The following is a 20,584-nucleotide window of genomic DNA, read 5'->3' on the forward strand; positions in this document are numbered from 1 at the left end:
GGCGGCGCAGCGAATGATGCGCGGTGCCGTGGGCGCCGGGGCCGCGGCCCGGAGGAGCGGTGACGGGCGCTGTGCGGCTTCGTCCTGCGCCGGTCAGGCGTCGCGTCGCTTGAGGAGCCAGGCCGCGAGGCCCAGGAGGGCGGCTGCGTATCCGGCGCACAGTGACAGCCCTGTCCAGGGAGCCATCGCGGGATCGGGGACGACGGAGAGCACGGCTTGTCCGGCGTTGCTGGGCAGGTAGGGGTCGATGTGCTGAGCCCAGTCGGCCGGCAGCAGGGCGCCGAGTCCGGGCAGGACGAGCAGGATGCCCACCAGCGTGGCGATGGCTCCCGCAGAGCTGCGGATGATGGCGCCCAGAGCGACGCCGAACAGTCCGACGACAGTGAGGTAGAGGGCGGTTCCGAAAACCACACGGGTGACGCCGGGGTCGGACAGATGCGTGTTCAGGTGGGCGGAGGACAGGACAGCCTGGCCACCGAAGAAGGCGGCGAAAGCGGCTGCGGTCATCAGGACGAGGACGACGCCGGTGAAGACGGCGGCCTTGGCCAGCAGCATGGGCAGCCGCCTGGGGACGGCCGTGAGCGTGGCGTGGATCATTCCGGTGGAGTACTCACTGGTGAACACCATGACGCCGAGGACACCGATGGCCAACTGTGCGGGCCGGTACATGCCCAGGCTGACCTCGGCCCCGTTGAAGTGCGCCAGTTCTCGCGCGTCGAGGTGGCCTGCCCGCAGGTGACTGACCAGCATGCCCAACCCGACCATCGCTACCACGGCGGTGAGCAAGGTGATCGACGTGGAGCGCACGGTGCGCAGCTTGATCCATTCGGACTTGAGGACCCGCCGCAGGGTCACCTTGCCGGGGCGCGCTGCCGAGTCGAGCGAGTACGTAAGGACCGTAGTCATGACGTGCTCCTTACCTCGAGCGGCTCGTCAGTGCTGTTGGCGCGGTACTCGACCGCGTCCCGGGTCAGTTCCATGAATGCCTCTTCCAGAGAGATCCTCTGGGGAGAGAGTTCGAGCAGGGTGAGCCCGTGCCCGGCGGCGACCGAGCCGATGTGGTCACTCGTCAGGCCGACTACCTCCAAGGTGTGGGGCGCGCAGGAGGTGAGGGTGACGTCCGGGCCGGCCAGCAGACGCTTCAAGCGGCCGATCTCCGGGCACCGCACGCGCACCACGGTGCGGGCCGCGCCGCGGGTGAATTCCTCGACCGAGGTGTCGGCGATGAGCCGGCCGCGGCCGATGACGACGAGATGTTCGGCGGTGAGCGCCATCTCGCTCATCAGATGCGACGAGACGAACACCGTGCGCCCCTCGCCCGCCAAGCTCTTGAGGAGATTGCGAATCCAACGGATGCCCTCCGGGTCGAGGCCGTTGACCGGCTCGTCGAGGATGACCGTGGCCGGGTCGCCGAGAAGTGCGCTGGCGATGCCGAGACGCTGGCCCATGCCCAGGGAGAACCCGCCGGCCCGCTTGTCGGCGACATCGCGCAGGCCTACGAGGTCGATGACCTCGTTCACGCGCCGGCGGGGGATGCCAGTGGTGGCGGCCAGGGCCAGCAGGTGGTGGTAGGCGGTGCGGCCGGTGTGGATGGCGCGGGCCTCCAGCATCGCCCCGACCTCGCGCAAGGGCGCTTCGTGCATTGCATAGGGGCGGCCGTTGACGGTGACATGCCCTGCGGTGGGGGCGTCCAGGCCGAGGATGAGCCGCATGGTGGTGGATTTGCCGGCCCCATTGGGACCGAGGAACCCCGTCACGATGCCGGGGCGGACCGTGAAGGACAAGTCCTCGACAGCCGTTCTGTCGCCGTACCTCTTGGTCAGGCAGTGGGCTTCGATCATTGCGAAACCTCCGTTCACCACCTCACTTTCGCCCGGAGACGGCCCCTTGCGCATCGTCCCCGTGCAGCGATTCCGGGGTACCACGTCCGTGGTACGCAGTCCGCCGGCCTACAGCAGGGACGGACCCCGGCAGGTACCTGTGCCGGGGTGATTACGCGGATGTTGCTGAGCGACTCGGCTCCGTCGCCGGGCTGACCAGGCCGCTCTGGTAGGCGATGACCACGAGCTGGGCCCGGTCACGAGCCGCCAGCTTGGTCATGGCCCGGTTCACGTGGGTTTTGGCGGTCAGCGGGCTGATGACCAGGCGATCGGCGATCTCTTCGTTCGACAGGCCCAGCGCGACGAGCGCCAGGACATCGCGTTCCCGTGGTGTCAGGCACTCCAGCCGCTCGTGCATGGCTGCCGGGAACGCTTCGGGCTGCATCAGGAACCGCGTGATCAGCGCTCGGGCGGCAGACGGGCACAGCAGCGCTTCCCCGGCGGCGATCGTGCGGACGGCCTCGAGAAGCTCCTCGGGCCGCGCACCCTTGCCGAGAAAGCCGCTCGCACCCGCGCGCAGCGCCTCGGCGACGTACTCGTCGTCCTCGAAGGTGGTCAGAATGAGGACCTTCACCCCTGCAAGGTCCTCCGACTCGCCGATCAGCCGCGTCGCGGCGAGGCCGTCCATCTCGGGCATGCGGATGTCCATCAGGAGCACATCCGGGTGCTGTGCATGGGCCAGCTCCACCGCCTCGCGGCCGTTGGACGCCTCGCCCACGGTCTCCATGTCGTCCGCAGAATCGAACAGCATCCTGAAGGTGCCCCTCAGCAGGGCCTGGTCATCGGCGAGCAGAACGCGGATCGTCATACCCATCTCTCCTCGGCGGTCCGTTCGTTGCCGGACCGCCCGTGGCCGTTGCGGCTCGCAGGGGCAGATCGGCAGTCACAACGAAGCCGCCCTGCGGGCGGGCTCCCGCGTACAGCGTGCCCCCGACGATGGCTGCCCGCTCGCGCATCCCGATCAGCCCGTGCCCCGTTCCCTGGGTCGGCTGGTGGTTCGGTCCGACGCGTCCGTCGTCCTCGATGGTGATCGTCAGCCATTCGGGGCGGTAGTGCAGGAACAATCGGGCGTGGTCCGCGCCGGCGTGCTTGTGCACATTGGTCAGGGCCTCTTGCACGATGCGGTACGCGGCCAGGTCGACTGCCGGCGTCAGAGGTTCACTGACACCCCGCTGACTGTGCCTGACAGCCAGGCCGGCGCCTTCGAACGACGCCAGCAGAGCCGGCAGCTGCGTCAGACCCGGCATCGGATCGCGCGGCGCGGCCGGATCACCCGACTGCCGTAGCAGGCCGACGGTCACGCGCAGTTCGTCCAGCGCCGACCGGCTGGTGTCCCGGATGTTCTCCAGAGCGGCGAGTGTCTGCTCCGGCTGCCGCTCCGCGAGATGGACGGCAACGCCTGCCTGAGCGTTGATCAAGGCGATGTGGTGCGCGACGACGTCGTGCAGCTCGCGCGCGATCCGGACCCGCTCAGCCGCCACCCGCTGCTGTGCCTCCTGCTCACGGGTCCGCTCCGCGTTCTCCGCCCGTTCCTCCACGGCTGCCACATAGGCACGACGTGACCGCACCGCGTCCCCGATGGCGGCCGACAGAGCCGTCCACGCCAGCATCACCGCCTTCTCCGGCTCCAGCCACGATCCCGGGGCGAACACCACGGCCGCCCCCACCAGGACGGCGGCCGTTATCGACGTCGCGGTCCAGGTGGTGCGCCGGTCGGTCTGCACCGCCACGGTGTAGATGGACACATCGACCGGGCTGGCCACCACCGGGCTCTCCCGGAATCCGAGCACCTGAAAAAGCACCCCGCAGCCGACCGCGACAGCCAGTACGCCGAATGGGTGACGACGCCGCCACATCAACGCCGAGCAGCCGACCGCCGCCAGCACCACGCCCTGCCACCGGTACTCGATCCGGTGCTCGTCCGGCACAACAGCAGAAGCCACAACCGACAGCGCGAACAGCACGGCCGACATCAGCGCGTCCACCACGCCGGGCCTGGCTCGTGCTTCCCGCCTCCAACCGTTGATGACTGCCATCTCACCACCGTAAGCGCGGTGGCTGGGCCAGGCATTGCGTCGCTTCGGCAGGGCAGCCGACCGCGCCCTGGCGTCGCCCGCATAGTCGGCGCACATGATGACGGGGTCGTATGCGGCGATGGTCCGGGCGATCAGTGGGATATCCGCCTGAACTCCTCTGAGCACACGCCCCCAGATGGCGGTGCTGTCCGGCCAGGCCATCCAGGTGCAAGTGCGGCGGACGTCCTCGACCGGGACAATGAAGGAGCCTGCCGGGGCTGTGGTCCGGCTCGGTCGGAACGCGGCCCCCGCGTTCCTGGGCTGCCGCCGCCAGGGCCGCTCCCCTTGCGGTCAGGCTTGCGGCTGCCCAGGAACTTCGCCTGCCCGGGCCCGATCCGGAGGGTCGGATCGCTGCGTGATCGTTCACTTGTGCCTCCTGTGAGGACTGTTCGCGGAGTGTCCGCAGTCGGGTGGAAAGACTTGGACCGACCGGCATTTGGGGGGCGGCGTCACGGGGCTGGGGCACGCCCCCCAATTGCCCGTCGGTCTTACGTGGTCGTGCCGGTGACGGCCTGTCCGAGAGCTCGTCGGGCAGCCGCAATCCGTTCCGGGTCCCAGCCGGGATGGGGCACGGACTCAAGGAGGAGCCGGGTGTAGGGGTGCTGAGGCGCGGCAAGCACGTCGGCGGTGGCGCCGGCCTCAACGACTCTGCCGTGGCGCATGACGATGACGTCGTCGGTGACGCACCGGACCACGCCGAGGTCGTGGGTGATGAACAGATAGCAGATCGACGTCTGTTGCCGGATGTCAGCCAGCAGGTTGAGGATCTGCGCCTGCACCGACACGTCGAGTGCGGCAACCGCTTCGTCCAGGACGAGAACGGCCGGCTCCACCGCCAGGGCCCGCGCGATGGCCACGCGCTGGCGCTGGCCGCCGGACAGCTGCCTGGGAACCGCATCGGCGGCACGTGTTCCGAGGCCCACCTGGTCGAGGAGTTCGCGCACACGGTGGGCGTGGTTCATGTCGGGGAAGTGCAGGCGCAGGGTCTCGCGCAGGACAGCCTCGACGCTCGTCCTCGGATCGAGGGACAGGTAGGGGTCCTGGAAGACCATCTGGACCTCACGGGCACGGGCGAGACGCTGTGCGCGGCCCCGCGCGCTACGGGGCCTGGATCGGCCCCGTACGAGGACCTCACCCGCGTCGGCTTGCTCCAGGCCCACGACGATCCGGGCGGTAGTGGTCTTGCCTGAGCCGGATTCGCCGACGATGCCGAGGGAACCGCCCACCGGCAAGGTGAAGGACACACCGTCCACGGCGCGTACTGTTCCGAAGGTGCGTCTCAGGTCCACGGCCTGCAGTTCGTGCTCAGACATCGGCGGCGCTCCTGTCGAGCCGGTCGCTGTGGTGGCAGGCGGCCTGGTGTCCGGGCTGCCCCGGGACGGGCTGGGGTACGGGCGTCTGCTGGTCGCAGACCTCGGTGGCGAGCGGGCAGCGGGCGGCGAAGGAGCAACCGGTCAGGACCGTGCGCAGGTCGGGGGGCTGCCCGTCGATTGCGGCGAGTCTGCCGCCGGGAGTCGTGAGACGGGGCGTGGAGGCGAGCAGAGCCGCCGTATAGGGGTGGCGCGGGTGTGTGAAGAGGGTTTCCGCGGGGCCCCTCTCGGCGATCCGCCCTGCGTACATGACGTAGACGCGGTCACTGATGGCGGCGGCGAGGTCGAGATCGTGGGTGACGAACAGCAGTCCGGTGCTGAAGCGTTCACGCAGTTCGGCGAGGAGGGCAACGACCTCGGCCTGCGTGGTGACGTCCAGGGCGGTGGTGGGCTCATCGGCGAGCAGGAGGGCCGGGTAACCCATCAGGGCCGCTGCGATCATGACGCGCTGCAGCATGCCGCCGGAAACCTGGCTGGGGTACTTGTGCAGGGCGGAGGCGTCCAGCCCGACCGCCCGGAGCAGCTCGGTGGCCCGGACGGACGCGTCCGTCCGGTTCATGATGCGGGTGCGACGGACGCTTTCGGTGAGGAAGTCACCGATGCGGCGCAGCGGGTTGATGGCGGCACGCGGATCCTGGAAGATCATGGCCACTGTGCCGGTGCGCAGGGCGCGCAGCTGATCGGTGTGCATGGTGAGCACGTCATGGCCGTTGACGCGGACGGCACCCTCGGTGGTGGCGCCGGCCGGTAGCAGACGTAGTGCGCTGCGGGAGGTAAGGGTCTTCCCGGAGCCGGACTCACCGACGAGGGCGACGGTTTCGCCTGCGGCGACCGTGAGGTCGACACCGTCGAGGACCGGGCGGGCGGTGCCGGGCAGGGTGATCCGCAGCCCTTGGATGTCGAGTGTGTTCATCGCTCTCTCCTGGCGACGCGGTCGGCCCAGCGTTCACCGACCACGTTGAAGGCGACCACGGTCAGCACGATGAGGACCGAGGGCAGGATCGCGGACAGCGGGTAGCCGTACTGGATGGCGGTCTGTCCGTCGAAGACCATGCGGCCCCAGTCGGGGGTCAGCGCGGGCACGCCGAGTCCGAGGAAGGAAAGGCCGGCGAGGTCCATGAGGGCATAGCCGAAGTTGATGGTGGACTGGGCGAGGGCGACGGGGGCGATGTTGGGCAGGATGTGGCGCAGACAGATCTGAATCGGTGCATGGCCCTGGACCTGATAGGCACTGATGTAAGGGCGTTCGCGTTCGGCCAGGACCAGGGAGCGGGTCAGGCGGCTGACGTAGGGGAGGTAGGCGACGGCCAGCGCGATGACCGGGGCGAGCAGCCCCTCGCCGTAGACCGAGATGATCAGAATGGCCAGCAGCATTCCGGGGAAGGCGAAGACCAGTTCCGTGCTGCGGGAGAGGGCGGAGTCGATCCACCCGCCTTTCCAGGCGGCGGCCGTACCGATGGCCACGCCCGCGACGGTGGAGAACACGACTACCCCGAGGGGGCCCAGCAGCGAGGTGCGGGCTCCGAGGAGCAGACGGGAGAGGGTGTCACGGCCGGCTGCGTCCACACCGAGGGGATGCCCGGCGGAGGGTCCGGCGAGTGCGTTGCCCAGGTCGATGCTGTTGGGGTCGTAGGGCACCGCCCAGGGGGCGAGCAACGCGGCTGCGACGACGAGGGCGACGAATCCCAGACAGATCGCATAGAGCGGTGACCGGACGGAGCGGATCCTGGAGAGGCCGGGCCGGCGGGTGAGGACGGCGGTCATGTGGAGGACCTCCTCGATCCGACGGTGATCCGTGGGTCGACCAGGGGCAGCAGCAGGTCGACGATGAGGTTCACGATCATGAACAGGGCGACGATGATCAGGGAGATGGCCTGGACTGTGGGGAAGTCCTTGGTGGTGGTGGACAGTTCGAGGAGCTGGCCGATGCCGCCGATACTGAAGGCACTCTCCACCAGGATCGTGCAGACCAGGAGCGTCGAGACGATCAGTCCGCCGGTGGTCAGGACGGTGCCCAGCGAGTTGCGGAACACATGACGGCTGATCACCTGGCGTTCGGGGACACCGCGGCTGCGAGCCACCGTGACGTGCTCACTTCCGAGGGCTTCGAGCATGGCCGAGCGGGTGACCCGGGCAAGCATGCCGATCAGGTAGAGAGCGAGCGCGATTGCCGGGAGAGTCAGGTGCCAGACCATGTCACCGAAGCCCTCGCCCGCTCCACTGCTCGGGAACCAGCCGAGGCCGACGGCGAAAAGGCCCTGGAGCAGGACGGCCGCGACGAAGGACGGGGTGCCGACGGCGAGCGTAGTGGTGACCAGGATCGCGGAGTCGGTGGCGCCGCCGCGCACGGCGGCGAGCCGGCCGAGCAGCAGGCCGACGACCACGACCACGACCAGCGCCATCGCGATCAGCAGCAGGGTGGTGGGAAGGCGGTCTACCAGAAGTCGGGACACGTCGGTGCGGTAGGTGATCGAGCGCCCGAAGTCGCCCTGCATCACGTCGCCGAGCCACTGGAGGTACCGGATGACGAACGGGTCGTCCAGGTGGTACTGGGCGTTGATCACGGCGAGCGCCTCCGGCGAGGCCGAGCGGCCCGAGAGCAGGAAACTCGCCGGGCTGCCCGGCGCAAGGTACATCGCACCGAAGACCACGAACGACGCACCGAGCAGAGTGGCGGCCATCTCCGCCATCCGCCGCACCGCGAATCTGACGAAGTTCACGTCGCGGCCCCCACATCGGCGGCCCACGGGTAGTACATGTACGAGATGGTCGTGGGAGCGCCTGTGATCCTCTTGTTGAGGAACACCGCTGTGGGCCACTCCGCGACCGGGATCCACAGCAGTTGCTCGGCAGCGTGCTTCTGAAGTTCGGCCTCCACCTGCAGCCGCCGGTCCGGGTGGTAGACGGCGGTGGCCCGGTCGACCAGCTCGTCGTACGCCTTGTCGCTGAAACCGGCGAAGTTCAGGTAGGCGCCGGTCTTGAAGTTCGCCAGCAGGTCCAGCGGGTCGGTGATCGAGTCATAGTAGGTGAGCGGGAACATGTCGATGCCCTCGCGCGCCTTGGGATCGGTGAACAGCGCGGTGAACGCGTTCGGTGCGATGGTCTTGAGCTGGATTCTCAGGCCGATCCGGGTGCCGGCTGCCTGGACCGCGGTGGCCAGGAGGGAGACGTCCTGACCGATGGAGCTGGTGGCAACGGTCAGAGTCCTGCCGGTGGCATCGGCCTCCTTGATCAGCGCCTTGGCCTTCTCGATGTCCTGGGTGGTCGGCGGCAGGCTGTCGAAAGCGGCCTTCCTGGTCTGTTCCGAGGATTCGCCCCAGGCGGCACGGGTGGTGAGCGAGTTGGTGGCGGTGCCGGCGCCGCCGAGGCCTGCCTTGACGAACCCGGACCGGTCGAGGGCCAGGGACAGTGCGCGGCGTACGCGGATGTCGCCGAGCGGGCCCTGCATGTCGGTGATGTTGACGTTGACGGTGCTGAGGCCCTCGCCGAAGTACAGGGTGCCCGCGTCGCTGTTGCGCAGCCGGGCGTAGCTCTCGGTGGGGATCAGATATCCGCCGTCGGCTTCCCCGCTGAGCAGGGCGTTGGTACGGGCGGAGGGGTCGGTCAGGAAGCGGAACACCGCTGTGCCGGACTTGGCCTTGGTACCCCAGTAGCCGTCGAAGCGATCCAGCTCGATCGACTGGCCCTTGTTCCAGGTGCCCAGCTCGAACGGACCGGTGCAGGCAAGGCCGCCGGAGGTGCCGTAGTCCCTGCCTGCTGCCTCGACACCGGCCTTGGAGGCCACCACGCCCGCGGCGGTAGCCATGTACTGGGGGAACTGGGAGTCTGCCTTCTTGAGCTTGACGGTGACCTGGAGCGGGCCGGTCTTCTCCACGGAGGCGACGTTCTGGAACACCTGGGCCCAGGCGGCGGCGTTGTCCGGGTTCATCTGCCGGCCCAGGCTGAAGACCACGTCGTCGGCAGTCATCTCCTTGCCGTCGTGGAAGCGCACGCCCGGGCGCAGATCGTAGACCCAGGTGGTGGGGTCGGGATTCGATGCCTTTCGGGCCAGACCCGGCTCCATGGTGAGTCCCGGTGTCCAACGCATCAGGCTCTCGCACACGTTGGACAGGATCGTGTTCTGCGGGTAGTCGAACGCCACGGTGTAGTCCAGCGTGGGGGGCTCGGCGTAGACAGCCCAGGTGAAGGAGTCGATCTTCCCCCTGGCCCGCGGTGTTCCCGGCGACAGAGTGAAGGAGGTACCGAGGGTGTCCGCCCCGCTCCTGGGAGGGCCTGCGCAGGCCGCGAGCAAGGCGAACGAGGACAGTGCGGCGGTTGCCGCGGCGAAGCCGCCGCGCACGCCGCGGCGCCGTCTACTGGTGCAGGGTGGGGGTGGTGTGGTCATCGTGGCGCTTTCTCTCCATTCGGCGGGGTGGCCGACGGGCCGTGGGGCCGGCCCGTCGGCCAGGTTGATTCCGGTTTCATGCGATGGGGGGCGCCAGGGGGATCTGCTGGGTGATGCAGTGGACGCCGCCGCCGCCGAATGCGATCGCGGGTGCCGGAACGCCGACGACCTTGCGGCCGGGGTAGGCCGAGGCGATCACGGCGAGGGCGTCCTCGTCCTGGGGCAGACCGGCCACCGGGACGACGACACCGCCGTTGGCGATGTAGTGGTTCAGGTAGGACACCTCGACCTGGCCGCCGGGGGCGCGGGCCAGGTCGACGAACGCCGTCTGGGGAACGTCGATGATCTCCAGCGGTCGGCCCTGGGCGTCGGTGGTGACCTCCAGCACCGCGCGGTTGGCGCGCATCCGGGCGAAGTCAGGGTGTGCGGGGTCGTCAGGCAGGGAGACCACGACCGTGCCGGGGGCCGCGAAGGCGCAGACGCCGTCGACGTGACCGTCGGTCTCCGTGTCCAGCAGACCGCCGTACGGAAGCCAGACCACCTTGCTGACGCCCAGACGGGCCCTCAGCTCCGCCTCGATCTCGTCCCGGTTCATGCCGGGGTTGCGGTTGGGGTGGAGCAGGCACTGCTCGGTGGTGATCAGCGTGCCCTCGCCATCGACCGTGATCGACCCACCCTCCAGGACCATGTCGGAGTGGATCCGCTCGATGCCGAGATGGTCCAGCAACAGGCCGCTCACACGGTCGTCGGCGTCGTGCGGCTGGTGCTTGCCGCCCCAGGCGTTGAAACGGAAGTCGACACCGGCGCGCCGACCGTCGCCGTCGAGGACGAACAGCGGGGCGGAGTCGCGGAACCACGAGTCGTCCAGCGGCAGCTCCACCACCGTGACGTCATCGCCGCAATATGTGCGGGCATCGCCGCCGCAACCGGGCGGGGCGACCATGGTGACGGGCTCGAACTCCGCGATGGCCCGGGCGACGTTCGCATACTCCTCCTTCGCGGCGCCAAGGACGCTGCCCCACAGGTCCGCACGGGTGGGCCAGGCCATCAGGCAGCCCTCGTGCTCGGACCATTCGGCGGGCATACGGAACGCGGTCATCACGTATCTCTCTTCGTTGAGATGGATGGAACAGTTCTTGACTGAAAATTCAGTCAAGAATGGGATCACAGAAAATAGAGGCGACCGAGGGAGACCTCGTGCGCCGGCTCGGAACGCAAGGGCGCTCCGTCGAGGGTGACCAGACCGCTGCGCGCGTCGACCTGGACCTCTCCCAGGCGCGCGTTACCGACCATGTCCGCGGGACCGATACCGCGTGTGCCACGCACGGCAACGCGTCGGCGGCGGGTGGCCAGAGCGTCATAGGGCCTGCGGGGCGAACCGGACTCCGCCGCGGCGCGGCTGACGAACGCCACCGAGAGGTCCGCCGGGGCGGCCCCGTGGGCTCCGAACAGCGGTCCGAGCACGAGTGGTTCGCAGGCATCGGTGGCGGCGTTGGGGTCGCCGGTGACGCCGTAGGCGGGAAAGCCGCTCTTGAGGACCATCTGCGGCTTGGCACCGAAGAACGGGGGTCGCCAGAGCACGATGTCGGCCATCTTGCCGACCTCTATGGAGCCGACCTCGTGCGCAAGGCCGTGGGCGATGGCAGGGTTGATCGTCAGCTTGGCGATGTAGCGCAGGACCCGCGCGTTGTCGTCTCCCTCGCCGTCACTCTCCATCGGCCCCAGCTCGGCCTTCATTTTGCCTGCCATGGCGAAGGTGCGACGGATGGTCTCGCCGGCTCTGCCCATGCCCTGCGCGTCGGAGGAGGTGATCGCAATGGCGCCCAGGTCGTGCAGGACATCCTCGGCGCCCATTGTCCCGGCCCTGATCCGGTCCCGGGCCAGTGCCTCATCGCCGGGCAGGTCGGTCTTCAGGGCATGGACGGAGACGATCATGCGGTAGTGCTCTTCGACGGCATCCCGGCCGAAAGGCAGGGTCGGGTTGGTGGAGGAGCCGATGACGTTCGGCACGCCAGCCATCTTCAGGACGTTCGGAACGTGGCCGCCGCCGCAGCCCTCGATGTGAAAGGCATGGATCGTACGGCCGTCCAGAACGCTCAGGGTGTCTTCCACCGACAGGCATTCGTTGAGGCCATCCGAATGCAGGGCGACCTGCACGTCGTGGTCGTCGGCCACCCGCAGCGCCGTGTCCAGCGCCCGGGTGTGCGCACCGAGATCTTCGTGGACCTTGAAGCCGCAGGCCCCGCCCTCCGCGAGTGCCTCGACGAGGGGCGCCGGCTCGGAGGAGGAACCGCGGGCGAGAAAGCCGATGTTGACGGGCCAGGCGTCGAACGCGTTGAAGGCGTGCTTCAGCGCCCACGGAGAGTTGACGCCGACTCCCCACATCGGCCCGAACTCCTGGCCGATGATCGTGGTGACACCGCTCGCCAGCGACGCCTCCATGATCCGCGGCGACAGCAGGTGCACATGGGTGTCGATGGCGCCCGCTGTCGCGATCAGCCCCTCCCCCGAAATGATCGTCGTCCCGGTGCCGACGACTACGTCCACACCGTCGAGAGTGTCGGGGTTGCCCGCCCGGCCGATCGCATGGATCCGGCCCTCCCGGATGCCGACGGACACCTTGCGGATGCCCTGCACGGCGTCGATCACCAGGACGTTGCTGATGACGACGTCGCAGGTCTCGCCCACGGCGGCGGCCTTGAGGTGCAGCCCGTCTCGGGCGGTCTTGCCGAATCCGGCCAGGAACTCGTCGCCGGGCCGCTGCGCATCGGACTCGACGCGCACGACGAGACCCGAGTCCCCGAGCCGGACCCGGTCCCCGGCGCGGGGGCCGTGCACGGTCGCGTACTCGTGCGCGTCGATGTGCCGGCTGCCCGGCGCGCAGTGAGTGCTGTGCCTGGTCGGCTTGCTCATGGGTTCGTTCCTTCCGGGCCGTGGCCGGCGTCCGCGCCGAGGTAGCCGCAGGCGACGGCCTTGCGCAGGGCCTCTTCCTTCGCCCCCGAGGCATCGAGGGGCCCGTCGACGAGACCGGCGAAGCCGATGGCGATGCGGTCGCCGCCCATCGGCACGAGGCCGACCTGGACGGCACCGCCGGCGTCGAACCGCGTGGAGGATCCGGTGGGCGCGGCCAGACGCATGCCGTAGGCGGCGGAACGGTCGAAGTACAGGCGCGGGTTGGCCTCGAAGAAGTGGAAGTGGGACGTCACGCTGATCGGCACCACGGCGGTGTTGCGTACGGTCAGCGTCGTGGCCGGCGTCGGCGCCTCCACGCTCTCCGAGGCCGGCAGCACCGCTCCCGGGGCACCGTCACGCCGGCCCCGGGCGCCGAACGGGTCACTGATGACTGCCAGGCGGGTGCCGTCGTCGAAGACGGCCTCGACCTGGATCTCGGTGACCACATCGCCGACCCCGGGCAGGACGTCGTCGGGGCCCAGGACGCTGCGGCCGCGTTCGAGGGCAGCGGCCAGTCGCAGGCCGTCACGTGCCGCCTCGCAGACTGTGTCCGCGATCAGCGCGGTCGCCTCGGGTACGTTGAGCCGCAGTCCCCGCCGATGGCGGGACCGGGCAAGCTCGGCAGCAGTGAACAGCAGCAGGCGGTCCCGCTCGGTGGGAGTCAGAGGCATGACGGCCTCCGACTGACTCTCCCGACGGCTGCGCCGGTCGCATACGTGGCGTTCATTTCCTACTTCCGGAAGGTCGGCGGACTGCCGGTACGGGGTCGCTCCGCGAGGGAGAACCGAGGGTCCGCTGGGCTTCCCCTGGCACTGCGTGGGGCGCAGGCGGTGACGGGGGTGACTGCGTGTGACTTCCTGACGGCCCCTCACCGATACGGGCGAGCGGGCCGCCGTGCTCTGCGGCGGAGCCACTGTGACACTGACTGAAAACTCAGTCAAGGGATGGCGCACGTAACAGCCGGATCCGTCACCCCTCACACGACATCCACACCTGACCGCGGAACGGCCGGAAGAAAGGAGGGGACGTGGGAACGGGTACCCCTGGCTACTAGTGCGTGTATCGGAAGTGGCCTAAGGGCTGTCCCGTAATCCCTGGCGGATCGGCACGCGGCGTCAGGTCCGGTGCATCGCAAGGCGGAGGGGCGTCCTCATACTGGGTGCATTACGGCGTTCCGACAACGCAGCGAGGTGCCGCAGTTGTCGTCGTGTGCCCGCCAGGAATGACGGGACAGCCCTTAGCTCCGCAGCCGCGCGAGTTCTGCTTCGATGGCGCCCTGCATCAGGGCACGCGCATGGTCGACCCTGAGTCCACCGCTGAGCCAGCGCATACTCAGCCCCTCCAGCAGGGCGGTAAGCCGTTCGGCGGCCGCGGCCAGCGTCGCCGCCGAGGCCATCGGCTGCACCTGGCCCAGCAGAGCGGCCACCTCCTGCACCCACACAAGGGTCGCCCTGGCGAGATCCTCACGCAGCACCGGATCGAAGACAGCACTTGCCCGCAACTCGCCCCATGCAGAGCTGTTCTCCCGCACCTCGGCCGTGTCCTGCAGTTCCAGCAGGAGGATCTGTTCGAGTTCCTCGCGGGGGCCGAGCGGTTCGGCGTCCGGGTCGCGGGCCGTGGTGTAGCGCTCGGCGCGGTCGTTGATGAACTCAAGCGTGTGGCGGAGGATCCCGGTGCGGTCCTTGAAGTGGTAGTAGATCAGCCCCGTGGACACACCCGCCTCGGCGGCGAGCTCCTCCACGCGCAGACCGCGGACCCCGCGCCGGGCGATCACCCGGGCGGCCGCTTCAAGGATCTGAGTGCTGCGAGACGCCATGAACACGAACCCTATCGGTCCGTTCCCGGGCGCATGTGCCGGGCTGCGGCCGGCTGGGCGGCACCGGGCCGAAAGACCTGCCGCCGTCTCCTCGGGGTAGTCCAGGGAGTATCCCCCGGCACCGACCGGTACGAGCACCGCGAGGACAGCCGCCGACGCGATCAGGACCGTGCCAACCACGCAGGCGGGCGCGGCGCGAGCCGGAGTCCGTCTGGATGCCGCTCCCACCGACCCCACTCCCCCGCAGGCCGCCACGGGATGCGGAAGCGGTATCTGGTGAACGATCGTGCTACTAACCAAAGATTCAGTCAACATGAGACAGTGACCAGTCGACCTGCCAGAACGGGAGCGCACGGTGAGGGACCGCAGAACGGCCATCCTGGAAGCAGCTGCCAGAGTCATCGCACGCCAAGGGGTCAGAGGGCTGCGGATGGAGGAACTGGCAGCCGAGGCGCGAGTCTCCAAGGCCCTGATCTACTACTACTTCGAGGACCACGCCGGACTTCTGCGCCACACACTCGAGTTCATCAGCGACCGGGCCGAGCGGTACACCGGGGGACGGTCCGGTCCCGCACGCCCCTCCTCCCCACGCCAGGAGCTGGAACAGTCATTTCTGCTGGAGTTCCAGGAGGTTCCCGAGGTGCGGGAGAACAGCACCGCATGGGGCGAACTGCGAGCCAGCGCGGTCTTCGATCCACAGCTGCGGGACGAGCTTGCCCGGGCGGGTCTGATGTGGGTCCGCGAGGTGGCGGACGCCCTCGGCCGCACCCGGACGGGAGCGCCCGACCCTGCCCTGATCGCGTCCGCCGAACGGCTGACCGCACTGCTCGAAGGGCTGAGCGCCCGCTGGCTGAGCGGCATCCTGCCACTGGGGAACGCCCGAGAGCTGATGCGCGAAGCGATCGCCGTGGAGGTGGAGCAGCTGGGCCGGCACCCGACCCACGGCGCCCCACCCCACCCAGCCGTCGCGTCGCACACCCTGCGATGACCGCACGGGACCGGTGTACGCACACCGGACTGTTTGACTGAATTTCCAGTCAGTGGCAGAGTGGCGGTGCGTCCATCCCACCAGCTTTCGCGGTACTCACGCCCGAAGTACGCCTCCGCACTGCTGCCGCCTACGGGGCCCAGGCCTGCGATTCCTGCTGCGCGACGGCTCTCCGCGCCCGGTTCATGGCCGCTGGACAGTGTTGCCAGTCCACGATCGGAGTTCACCGTGTTCCACCGTCCCCCCTCCCGTCGTACAGCCCTCCGTACGCTTGCCGGAGTCGGCGCTCTCGCTCTCGGCGCCGCGGCCTGCGGACCTGGCGATTCGGCCGGGGCTTCCCGCGCCGGTGAGGACGTCGCGACGGACGAAGAACGCCGGCTCGGCGCCGAGTGGGAAAGTCACACGCGTACCTTCATGTCGTGGCCCGCCCTGGAATCGGTGTGGGCGGAGGACCTGCCGTACGTACGGAAGGACATCGCCCGTGTCGCGCGCTCCATCGCGGAGTACGAGTACGTCGTGATGTCGGCCCGGCCCGATCAACAGGCAGCGGCCCAGAAGGCATGCGGCTCCCAGGTCGAGGTCATCCCGCTCGCCGTCGACGATCTGTGGGCACGCGACACCGTGCCCGTGTTCGTGGAGGAGGCGGGCAAGGTCGTCGGTGTCGACTTCAACTTCAACGGATGGGGCAACAAGCAGGAGCACGCGAATGACGGCCGCGTGGGCCGCACCCTGCTGCCGGTGTACGGGATACCCCGCACGAAGGCGCCCCTGGTCGCCGAGGGCGGCTCCTTCGAGACCGATGGCGAGGGCACGCTGCTGATCACCGAAAGCTCGATCGTCAACAGCAACCGCAACCGGGGAAAGAACCGGAATCAGATCACGGCCGAGCTCAAGCAGACCCTGGGCGTGGACAAGGTGGTCTGGCTGGCAGGCGTACGCGGCGAAGACATCACCGACGCGCACGTGGACAGCCTTGTGCGGTTCACCGCACCCGGTGTCGTCCTTCTGGACAGAGCGTTCCCCGGCATGCCCGCAGACTCCTGGTCGCGCGCGGCCGACCAGGCGAACTCCGTACTCACCAAGGCGACGGACGCCCGGGGCCGGCGCTTCGAGGTGATCGACCTGCCGCAGCCCGACCTCGACAGGATCACGGGAAGCGGCGACGACTTCGTGTCGAGCTACGCCAACTTCTACGTCGCCAACGACTCCGTGTTCATGCCCCGGTTCGGCGACAGAAAGGCGGACGACCGCGCGCGGGGCATCCTGCAGGAACACTTCCCCAAGCGCGACATCGTGCCCATTCAGATCGACACCATCGCCTCCGGGGGCGGCGGGATCCACTGCTCCACGCACGACCAGCCCGGCAAGCCGGCCACCTGATCCACGCCCCGCTGTACGGGGCGGCTGTGGCACCGTGATCAGCCGGCCGCTGGGACAGAACCGGGAGGACCTGCCGATCGGCGTGGTGCAACTCGTCGCCGGGGACGGCCGGGAGGATCCGCTGCTCCTGATGGCCGCGCAGCCGGCGCAGGCCGTCTCCCGGAGGGAGCGCCGACCACCGATCCATGCGGACTGAGCCCGCCGCCGCCCCCCCGGGGCCGTGCTCCCGGACGGCAGACACGCGCCGTCTGCGAGAATGGGCGCTCGCCTCGGAGCGTGGCGAAACCGCCACGCTCGTCTCATCACAGGAGAGCACGCAGTTGTCCCAGAAGCACCCGGCCCAGTCCGACAGCAACGGCCGCAACGATCTGCAGGCCGACTGCGCGAGCTGCTTCGGACTGTGCTGTGTCGCGCTGCCCTTCGCCCGTTCCGCCGACTTCGCGGTGGACAAGGACGCCGGGAAGCCATGCGTGAACCTTCAGACGGACTTCCGCTGCGGCATCCACACACGCCTGCGGGAGAAGGGCTTCCAGGGCTGCACCGTCTTCGACTGCTTCGGTGCGGGCCAGAAGGTCTCACAGGTCACCTTCGGCGGAACGGACTGGCGCCAGGCGCCGGAGACTGCCCGCCCGATGTTCGAGGTCCTGCCGGTGATGCGGCAGCTCCACGAACTGCTCTGGTACATCACCGAGGCCCTCGACCTCGCGCCGGCCCGCCCCGTCCACCCGGACCTGCGCCGCGCGCTGAAGCGCGTCGACGGCCTCACCCGGGGGGATGCCGCATCGCTCACGGACCTTGACGTGGCGGCGCTGCGCGACGATGTGAACGCTCTGCTGCTGCGGACCAGTGACCTGGTGCGGGCCGAGGTGCCCGGCCGCAAGAAGAACCACCGGGGAGCCCAGCTGATCGGAGCCAGGCTGGGCGGCGCCCGCCTGCAGGGTGCCAGTCTCCGCGGTGCCTGCCTCATCGGGGCCGACCTCAAGAAGGCCGATCTGCGCATTGCCGACCTGATCGGGGCGGACTTGCGGGGCGCCGACCTGAGCGGAGCCGACCTCACCGGGAGCATCTTCCTCACCCAGGCCCAGCTCAACGCGGCCAAGGGCGACTCGGCCACCAAGCTGCCTGCCACCCTCACCCGTCCCGCCCACTGGTAGCCCGCGGCGGGGCCACGACGACCGCGGTCGCCACGATGCCGGCACCGCCCGCCGGGCCGCCGCGAGCCGGCGGCAGAGCACCCACTCTGCCGCCGTTCCCTGCGGTCTGCGGTGATGGTGCGTCAGCCGTGGTAGCTGATGTAGCCGTTACGGTCGGGGTCGGAGCCGCTCTTGGTGTAGGAGTGGACATCCGCCCGGCTGCCTGACGGCTTGTACAGGTAGATGGTGTCCTTGTCGTTGTTCCAGATGAAGTTGCAGTTCTGGCGGTAGACGACGTTCTTGGCGTCGGAGTCGGTGCCGTGGCCACCCCGCAGCTTTACGTAGTCGCCGGGCTCGAGGTAGTGGCTGGTCGAGAAGGTGAAGCGGTTGCCCGCGGCGTCCTTGACGACGTAGCCCTTGAGATTGACGGTCGCCTTCGACGAGTAGTTCTTGATCGTCAGGTACTCGTCCTTGGCGTTCCCGGTGGAGCACTTGTTGGAGTCCGGGCCCGGCGCGTCGTACTGGACACCCTTGATCTTCAGCGCCGACGAGTACTCGGCTGCCTGTGCCGGGGCAACGGCAACAGCCGCGATGGCCCCGGCAGCGGCGACAGTGGATATGGCATGGCGTATGCGCATGAGGAAGTCCCCCCAGTGGTGCGGATGAAGCGCCTGGAGCATACACAATCCGTGATGAAGAGATGCAGAAAACTTGATGGATATGTGAAGGTGACCGGCGACGCATGTCCGGAATCCCTCAAGTACGTTGTGTAGACGGTGAATTGACGGCGACGCACGCAGGTCGACGGCAGGCAGTCGGTCGAACGCCCGACGCCCGCTACCTAGTCCGCCTCTGGCCGTCGCGGCTCTCGCGGTCCCGTACCGGCAGCGCTCGTGGCCGCTCGCCTACGCCCGCACCTGGCGGCCCGAATCCCTGCCACCGCTGCGTGGGAGCACAGGCCTCTCGGTCTCCGTGGCAGCTTCCGAACCAGGCGATGACGCCCCGTCAGAAACGCTGTCGCCGGGATGCAATTCCCGAGCGCCGGCTCGCACTTGCCACATCTGCCGTAGCAGTGCTCGTTGATCGATCCGGCCGGCGCGTGGCCTCGCAACGGACTCAAGGCCGACGCGAGACCACGCTGAGGGCCGCCCTGAGAAGGGGGCGACCGCCGTCACACTGCCTACTGGATGCCAGGGATCTGGCGGGCCTTGAACGCGGCACGGGCCGCGTCCGCCGCGCTCTTGCCGTACATGCGTTGCGCCGTCGCAATCGTCGTCAACGCGGCATCCTTGAAGCTGGTGTCGGGCGCGAAGCCGAACTGAGCGTTGACGATGATGCGGTCGGCCACCCTGGCGCCGAGCGCCCCGCGGATGTCCAGGAGTGCGCGGGACCAGATCTCGCCGTCCGCGTGCACCTCGCCCACCCGGTCCCCGTACACCTTGTTCCCGTCGATCCGGCGCAAACAGTGCGGGGCGGCGCTGTAGGCGACCGAGTCCCAGTCGGCGACACATGCCAGGTCGGTCTTGCGGGGCCAGCCGTACCGGGTGTCCGCATGGACGCCGACCTCGACTGCCAGGTAGTCGCCGAAGGCCTCACCGATCGCCCCGGCCTCCGGGGAGGTGCCGAAGCCGGGCACCTGGGCGTTGTGCACCGCGTGACCGTACTCGTGAACGATCACCTCGGCGTCCTCGGCATCGTCCACGCCGCCCTTGCCGAAGCGGATCTCGGCCTTCTTGTCGGTGAAGAAGGAGTTGTCCGCACCCCACTGGTTGATACGGATGGGCTGCGCACGGTTGTTGGCACCGGGCAGTTCACTGCCGAAGCCGAGGCCCTGCAGGTACTCCTGGGCCTCATTGACCCAGAAGTAGGCCATGACCTGCTCGAACTGGTCGTCGTGCCGGTTGTACGTGCCGGCGTCGGCGGTCTTCGCGGGGGCGCCGGTCTCCGACCTGATGTAGGCCCACCGTCCGGAGAGTCCGCCACTGCCGTCGAGATTGCGCAACGCGGCGATGGCGTAGCTCGAGGCGGGGACGGCGTCGGCCGAGTCCTTGGCATCGGAAAGCGACTGGTCGCCCGAGGACTGGACGGGGTTGACCATGAATACCCGGGCCTGTGGTTCGGCCGGGGCGGGGACAGCGCCCGAGGCCGAGGCCACTCCGGCCGGCGCGAGCAGAGCCGCGGTGGCGGTGGCCGCGGCGATCAGGCCGCGAGGTGTGCGGCGAGTCATGTACATCCTCCCGTGCTGGGATGTGGTGCGGTGGCGTGCCGAAAAGCGGGGGGTGGCGTGGTGCGAGCGCGATCCTTGCGCACGGGCCCTTCTTTGGCCAGGCCTTGAACGCGTTCTTTGGCCAGGTCTTGAACGCGTTTGCCACTCCCATCGGCAAAGACCCCACCGCGCGGTGGCGCTCTGTTCGTGTGCCGGGACGGTAAGCGTCAGGTCGCCGTGGAACGCCACTCTGCGCCGCGAGACCGGCGTTGTCGGGTGCGGGTGCACCGGTAGTACACCCGGCGCGGCGTTCAGGGCGGGTCTCCGGCCCACGGTCGGCGCTGTTTTCCCACCGGCCGGGCCGCGGCCGGTCCTGAACGGGCTGTATCACCGGGCCTGG

The 20,584-nt window shown here is 69.0% G+C and carries 19 protein-coding genes; 4 read left to right on the top strand and 15 right to left on the bottom strand.

The genetic code is table 11. The features are described 5' to 3' along the window. Positions 1–93 precede the first annotated feature (93 nt). The 13 genes from ACNPQM_RS12020 to ACNPQM_RS12080 all read right to left on the bottom strand — a co-directional run bounded on the left by ACNPQM_RS12020 (position 94) and on the right by ACNPQM_RS12080 (position 14,477). Positions 94–906: an ABC transporter permease gene (locus tag ACNPQM_RS12020; protein ID WP_418083959.1), complete on the bottom strand. Its 813-nt coding sequence runs from the start codon at positions 904–906 to the stop codon at positions 94–96. Beyond that, the gene (locus tag ACNPQM_RS12025) at positions 903–1,841 is read right to left on the bottom strand and encodes an ABC transporter ATP-binding protein (RefSeq protein WP_418083960.1); all 939 of its coding nucleotides are present in this window, start codon (positions 1,839–1,841) and stop codon (positions 903–905) included. The genes ACNPQM_RS12020 and ACNPQM_RS12025 overlap by 4 nt, the downstream gene beginning before the upstream one ends. A gap of 151 nt (positions 1,842–1,992) precedes the next feature. After that, entirely contained in the window at positions 1,993–2,688 is a 696-nt protein-coding gene (locus tag ACNPQM_RS12030) for a response regulator transcription factor (RefSeq protein ID WP_358856044.1), read from the bottom strand. Then, on the bottom strand, positions 2,660–3,916 hold the full coding sequence (locus tag ACNPQM_RS12035; protein WP_418083961.1) for a sensor histidine kinase: 1,257 nt from the start codon (positions 3,914–3,916) through the stop codon (positions 2,660–2,662). Before ACNPQM_RS12035 ends, ACNPQM_RS12030 begins: the two co-directional genes overlap by 29 nt. Positions 3,917–4,443: 527 nt before the next feature. Further along, the gene (locus ACNPQM_RS12040; protein WP_418083962.1) at positions 4,444–5,268 is read right to left on the bottom strand and encodes an ABC transporter ATP-binding protein; all 825 of its coding nucleotides are present in this window, start codon (positions 5,266–5,268) and stop codon (positions 4,444–4,446) included. Beyond that, entirely contained in the window at positions 5,261–6,238 is a 978-nt protein-coding gene (locus ACNPQM_RS12045; RefSeq protein WP_418083963.1) for an ABC transporter ATP-binding protein, read from the bottom strand. Before ACNPQM_RS12045 ends, ACNPQM_RS12040 begins: the two co-directional genes overlap by 8 nt. Next, positions 6,235–7,089, bottom strand: coding sequence for an ABC transporter permease (locus ACNPQM_RS12050; RefSeq protein WP_418083964.1), 855 nt, complete (start codon positions 7,087–7,089; stop codon positions 6,235–6,237). Before ACNPQM_RS12050 ends, ACNPQM_RS12045 begins: the two co-directional genes overlap by 4 nt. After that, a complete protein-coding gene (locus tag ACNPQM_RS12055; protein WP_358856049.1) occupies positions 7,086–8,045 on the bottom strand; it encodes an ABC transporter permease in 960 nt (319 codons plus the stop codon). The genes ACNPQM_RS12050 and ACNPQM_RS12055 overlap by 4 nt, the downstream gene beginning before the upstream one ends. Next, positions 8,042–9,709 (bottom strand): ABC transporter substrate-binding protein, encoded by a 1,668-nt coding sequence (locus ACNPQM_RS12060; protein WP_418083965.1) that lies wholly within the window; start codon positions 9,707–9,709, stop codon positions 8,042–8,044. Before ACNPQM_RS12060 ends, ACNPQM_RS12055 begins: the two co-directional genes overlap by 4 nt. Positions 9,710–9,785: 76 nt before the next feature. Continuing rightward, positions 9,786–10,865: an agmatine deiminase family protein gene (locus tag ACNPQM_RS12065; RefSeq protein ID WP_418083966.1), complete on the bottom strand. Its 1,080-nt coding sequence runs from the start codon at positions 10,863–10,865 to the stop codon at positions 9,786–9,788. Positions 10,866–10,873: 8 nt separating this feature from the next. Continuing rightward, entirely contained in the window at positions 10,874–12,622 is a 1,749-nt protein-coding gene (locus ACNPQM_RS12070) for an urease subunit alpha (RefSeq protein WP_358856052.1), read from the bottom strand. Then, positions 12,619–13,332 carry an urease subunit gamma gene (gene ureA / locus ACNPQM_RS12075; RefSeq protein ID WP_418083967.1) on the bottom strand — a complete coding sequence of 238 codons (714 nt, stop codon included), beginning with the start codon at positions 13,330–13,332 and terminating at the stop codon, positions 12,619–12,621. The genes ACNPQM_RS12070 and ureA overlap by 4 nt, the downstream gene beginning before the upstream one ends. A gap of 566 nt (positions 13,333–13,898) precedes the next feature. Continuing rightward, entirely contained in the window at positions 13,899–14,477 is a 579-nt protein-coding gene (locus tag ACNPQM_RS12080; RefSeq protein ID WP_358856055.1) for a TetR/AcrR family transcriptional regulator, read from the bottom strand. A 355-nt stretch (positions 14,478–14,832) separates the two neighbouring features. On the opposite strand from ACNPQM_RS12080, the gene ACNPQM_RS12085 reads away from it, so the two are divergent. The 4 genes from ACNPQM_RS12085 (at position 14,833) to ACNPQM_RS12100 (ending at position 17,999) form a co-directional block, all read left to right on the top strand. Then, positions 14,833–15,465, top strand: a complete 633-nt coding sequence (locus ACNPQM_RS12085; protein WP_418083968.1) for a TetR/AcrR family transcriptional regulator — start codon at positions 14,833–14,835, stop codon at positions 15,463–15,465. 228 nt (positions 15,466–15,693) lie between these two features. Continuing rightward, entirely contained in the window at positions 15,694–16,845 is a 1,152-nt protein-coding gene (locus ACNPQM_RS12090; protein ID WP_418083969.1) for an agmatine deiminase family protein, read from the top strand. Positions 16,846–16,879: 34 nt separating this feature from the next. Beyond that, entirely contained in the window at positions 16,880–17,041 is a 162-nt protein-coding gene (locus ACNPQM_RS12095; protein ID WP_418083970.1) for a hypothetical protein, read from the top strand. A 124-nt stretch (positions 17,042–17,165) separates the two neighbouring features. Continuing rightward, positions 17,166–17,999, top strand: coding sequence for a pentapeptide repeat-containing protein (locus tag ACNPQM_RS12100; RefSeq protein WP_358856058.1), 834 nt, complete (start codon positions 17,166–17,168; stop codon positions 17,997–17,999). A gap of 122 nt (positions 18,000–18,121) precedes the next feature. Here the strand turns inward: ACNPQM_RS12100 and ACNPQM_RS12105 are convergent, their stop codons facing one another. Both ACNPQM_RS12105 and ACNPQM_RS12110 read right to left on the bottom strand, forming a co-directional pair. Further along, positions 18,122–18,616, bottom strand: a complete 495-nt coding sequence (locus ACNPQM_RS12105) for a lamin tail domain-containing protein (RefSeq protein WP_358856059.1) — start codon at positions 18,614–18,616, stop codon at positions 18,122–18,124. A gap of 542 nt (positions 18,617–19,158) precedes the next feature. Further along, the gene (locus ACNPQM_RS12110) at positions 19,159–20,205 is read right to left on the bottom strand and encodes a M36 family metallopeptidase (protein ID WP_358856060.1); all 1,047 of its coding nucleotides are present in this window, start codon (positions 20,203–20,205) and stop codon (positions 19,159–19,161) included. Positions 20,206–20,584 lie beyond the last annotated feature (379 nt).

This window comes from Streptomyces sp. NPDC056231, assembly GCF_048270745.1.
Classification (GTDB): Bacteria; Actinomycetota; Actinomycetes; order Streptomycetales; family Streptomycetaceae; genus Streptomyces.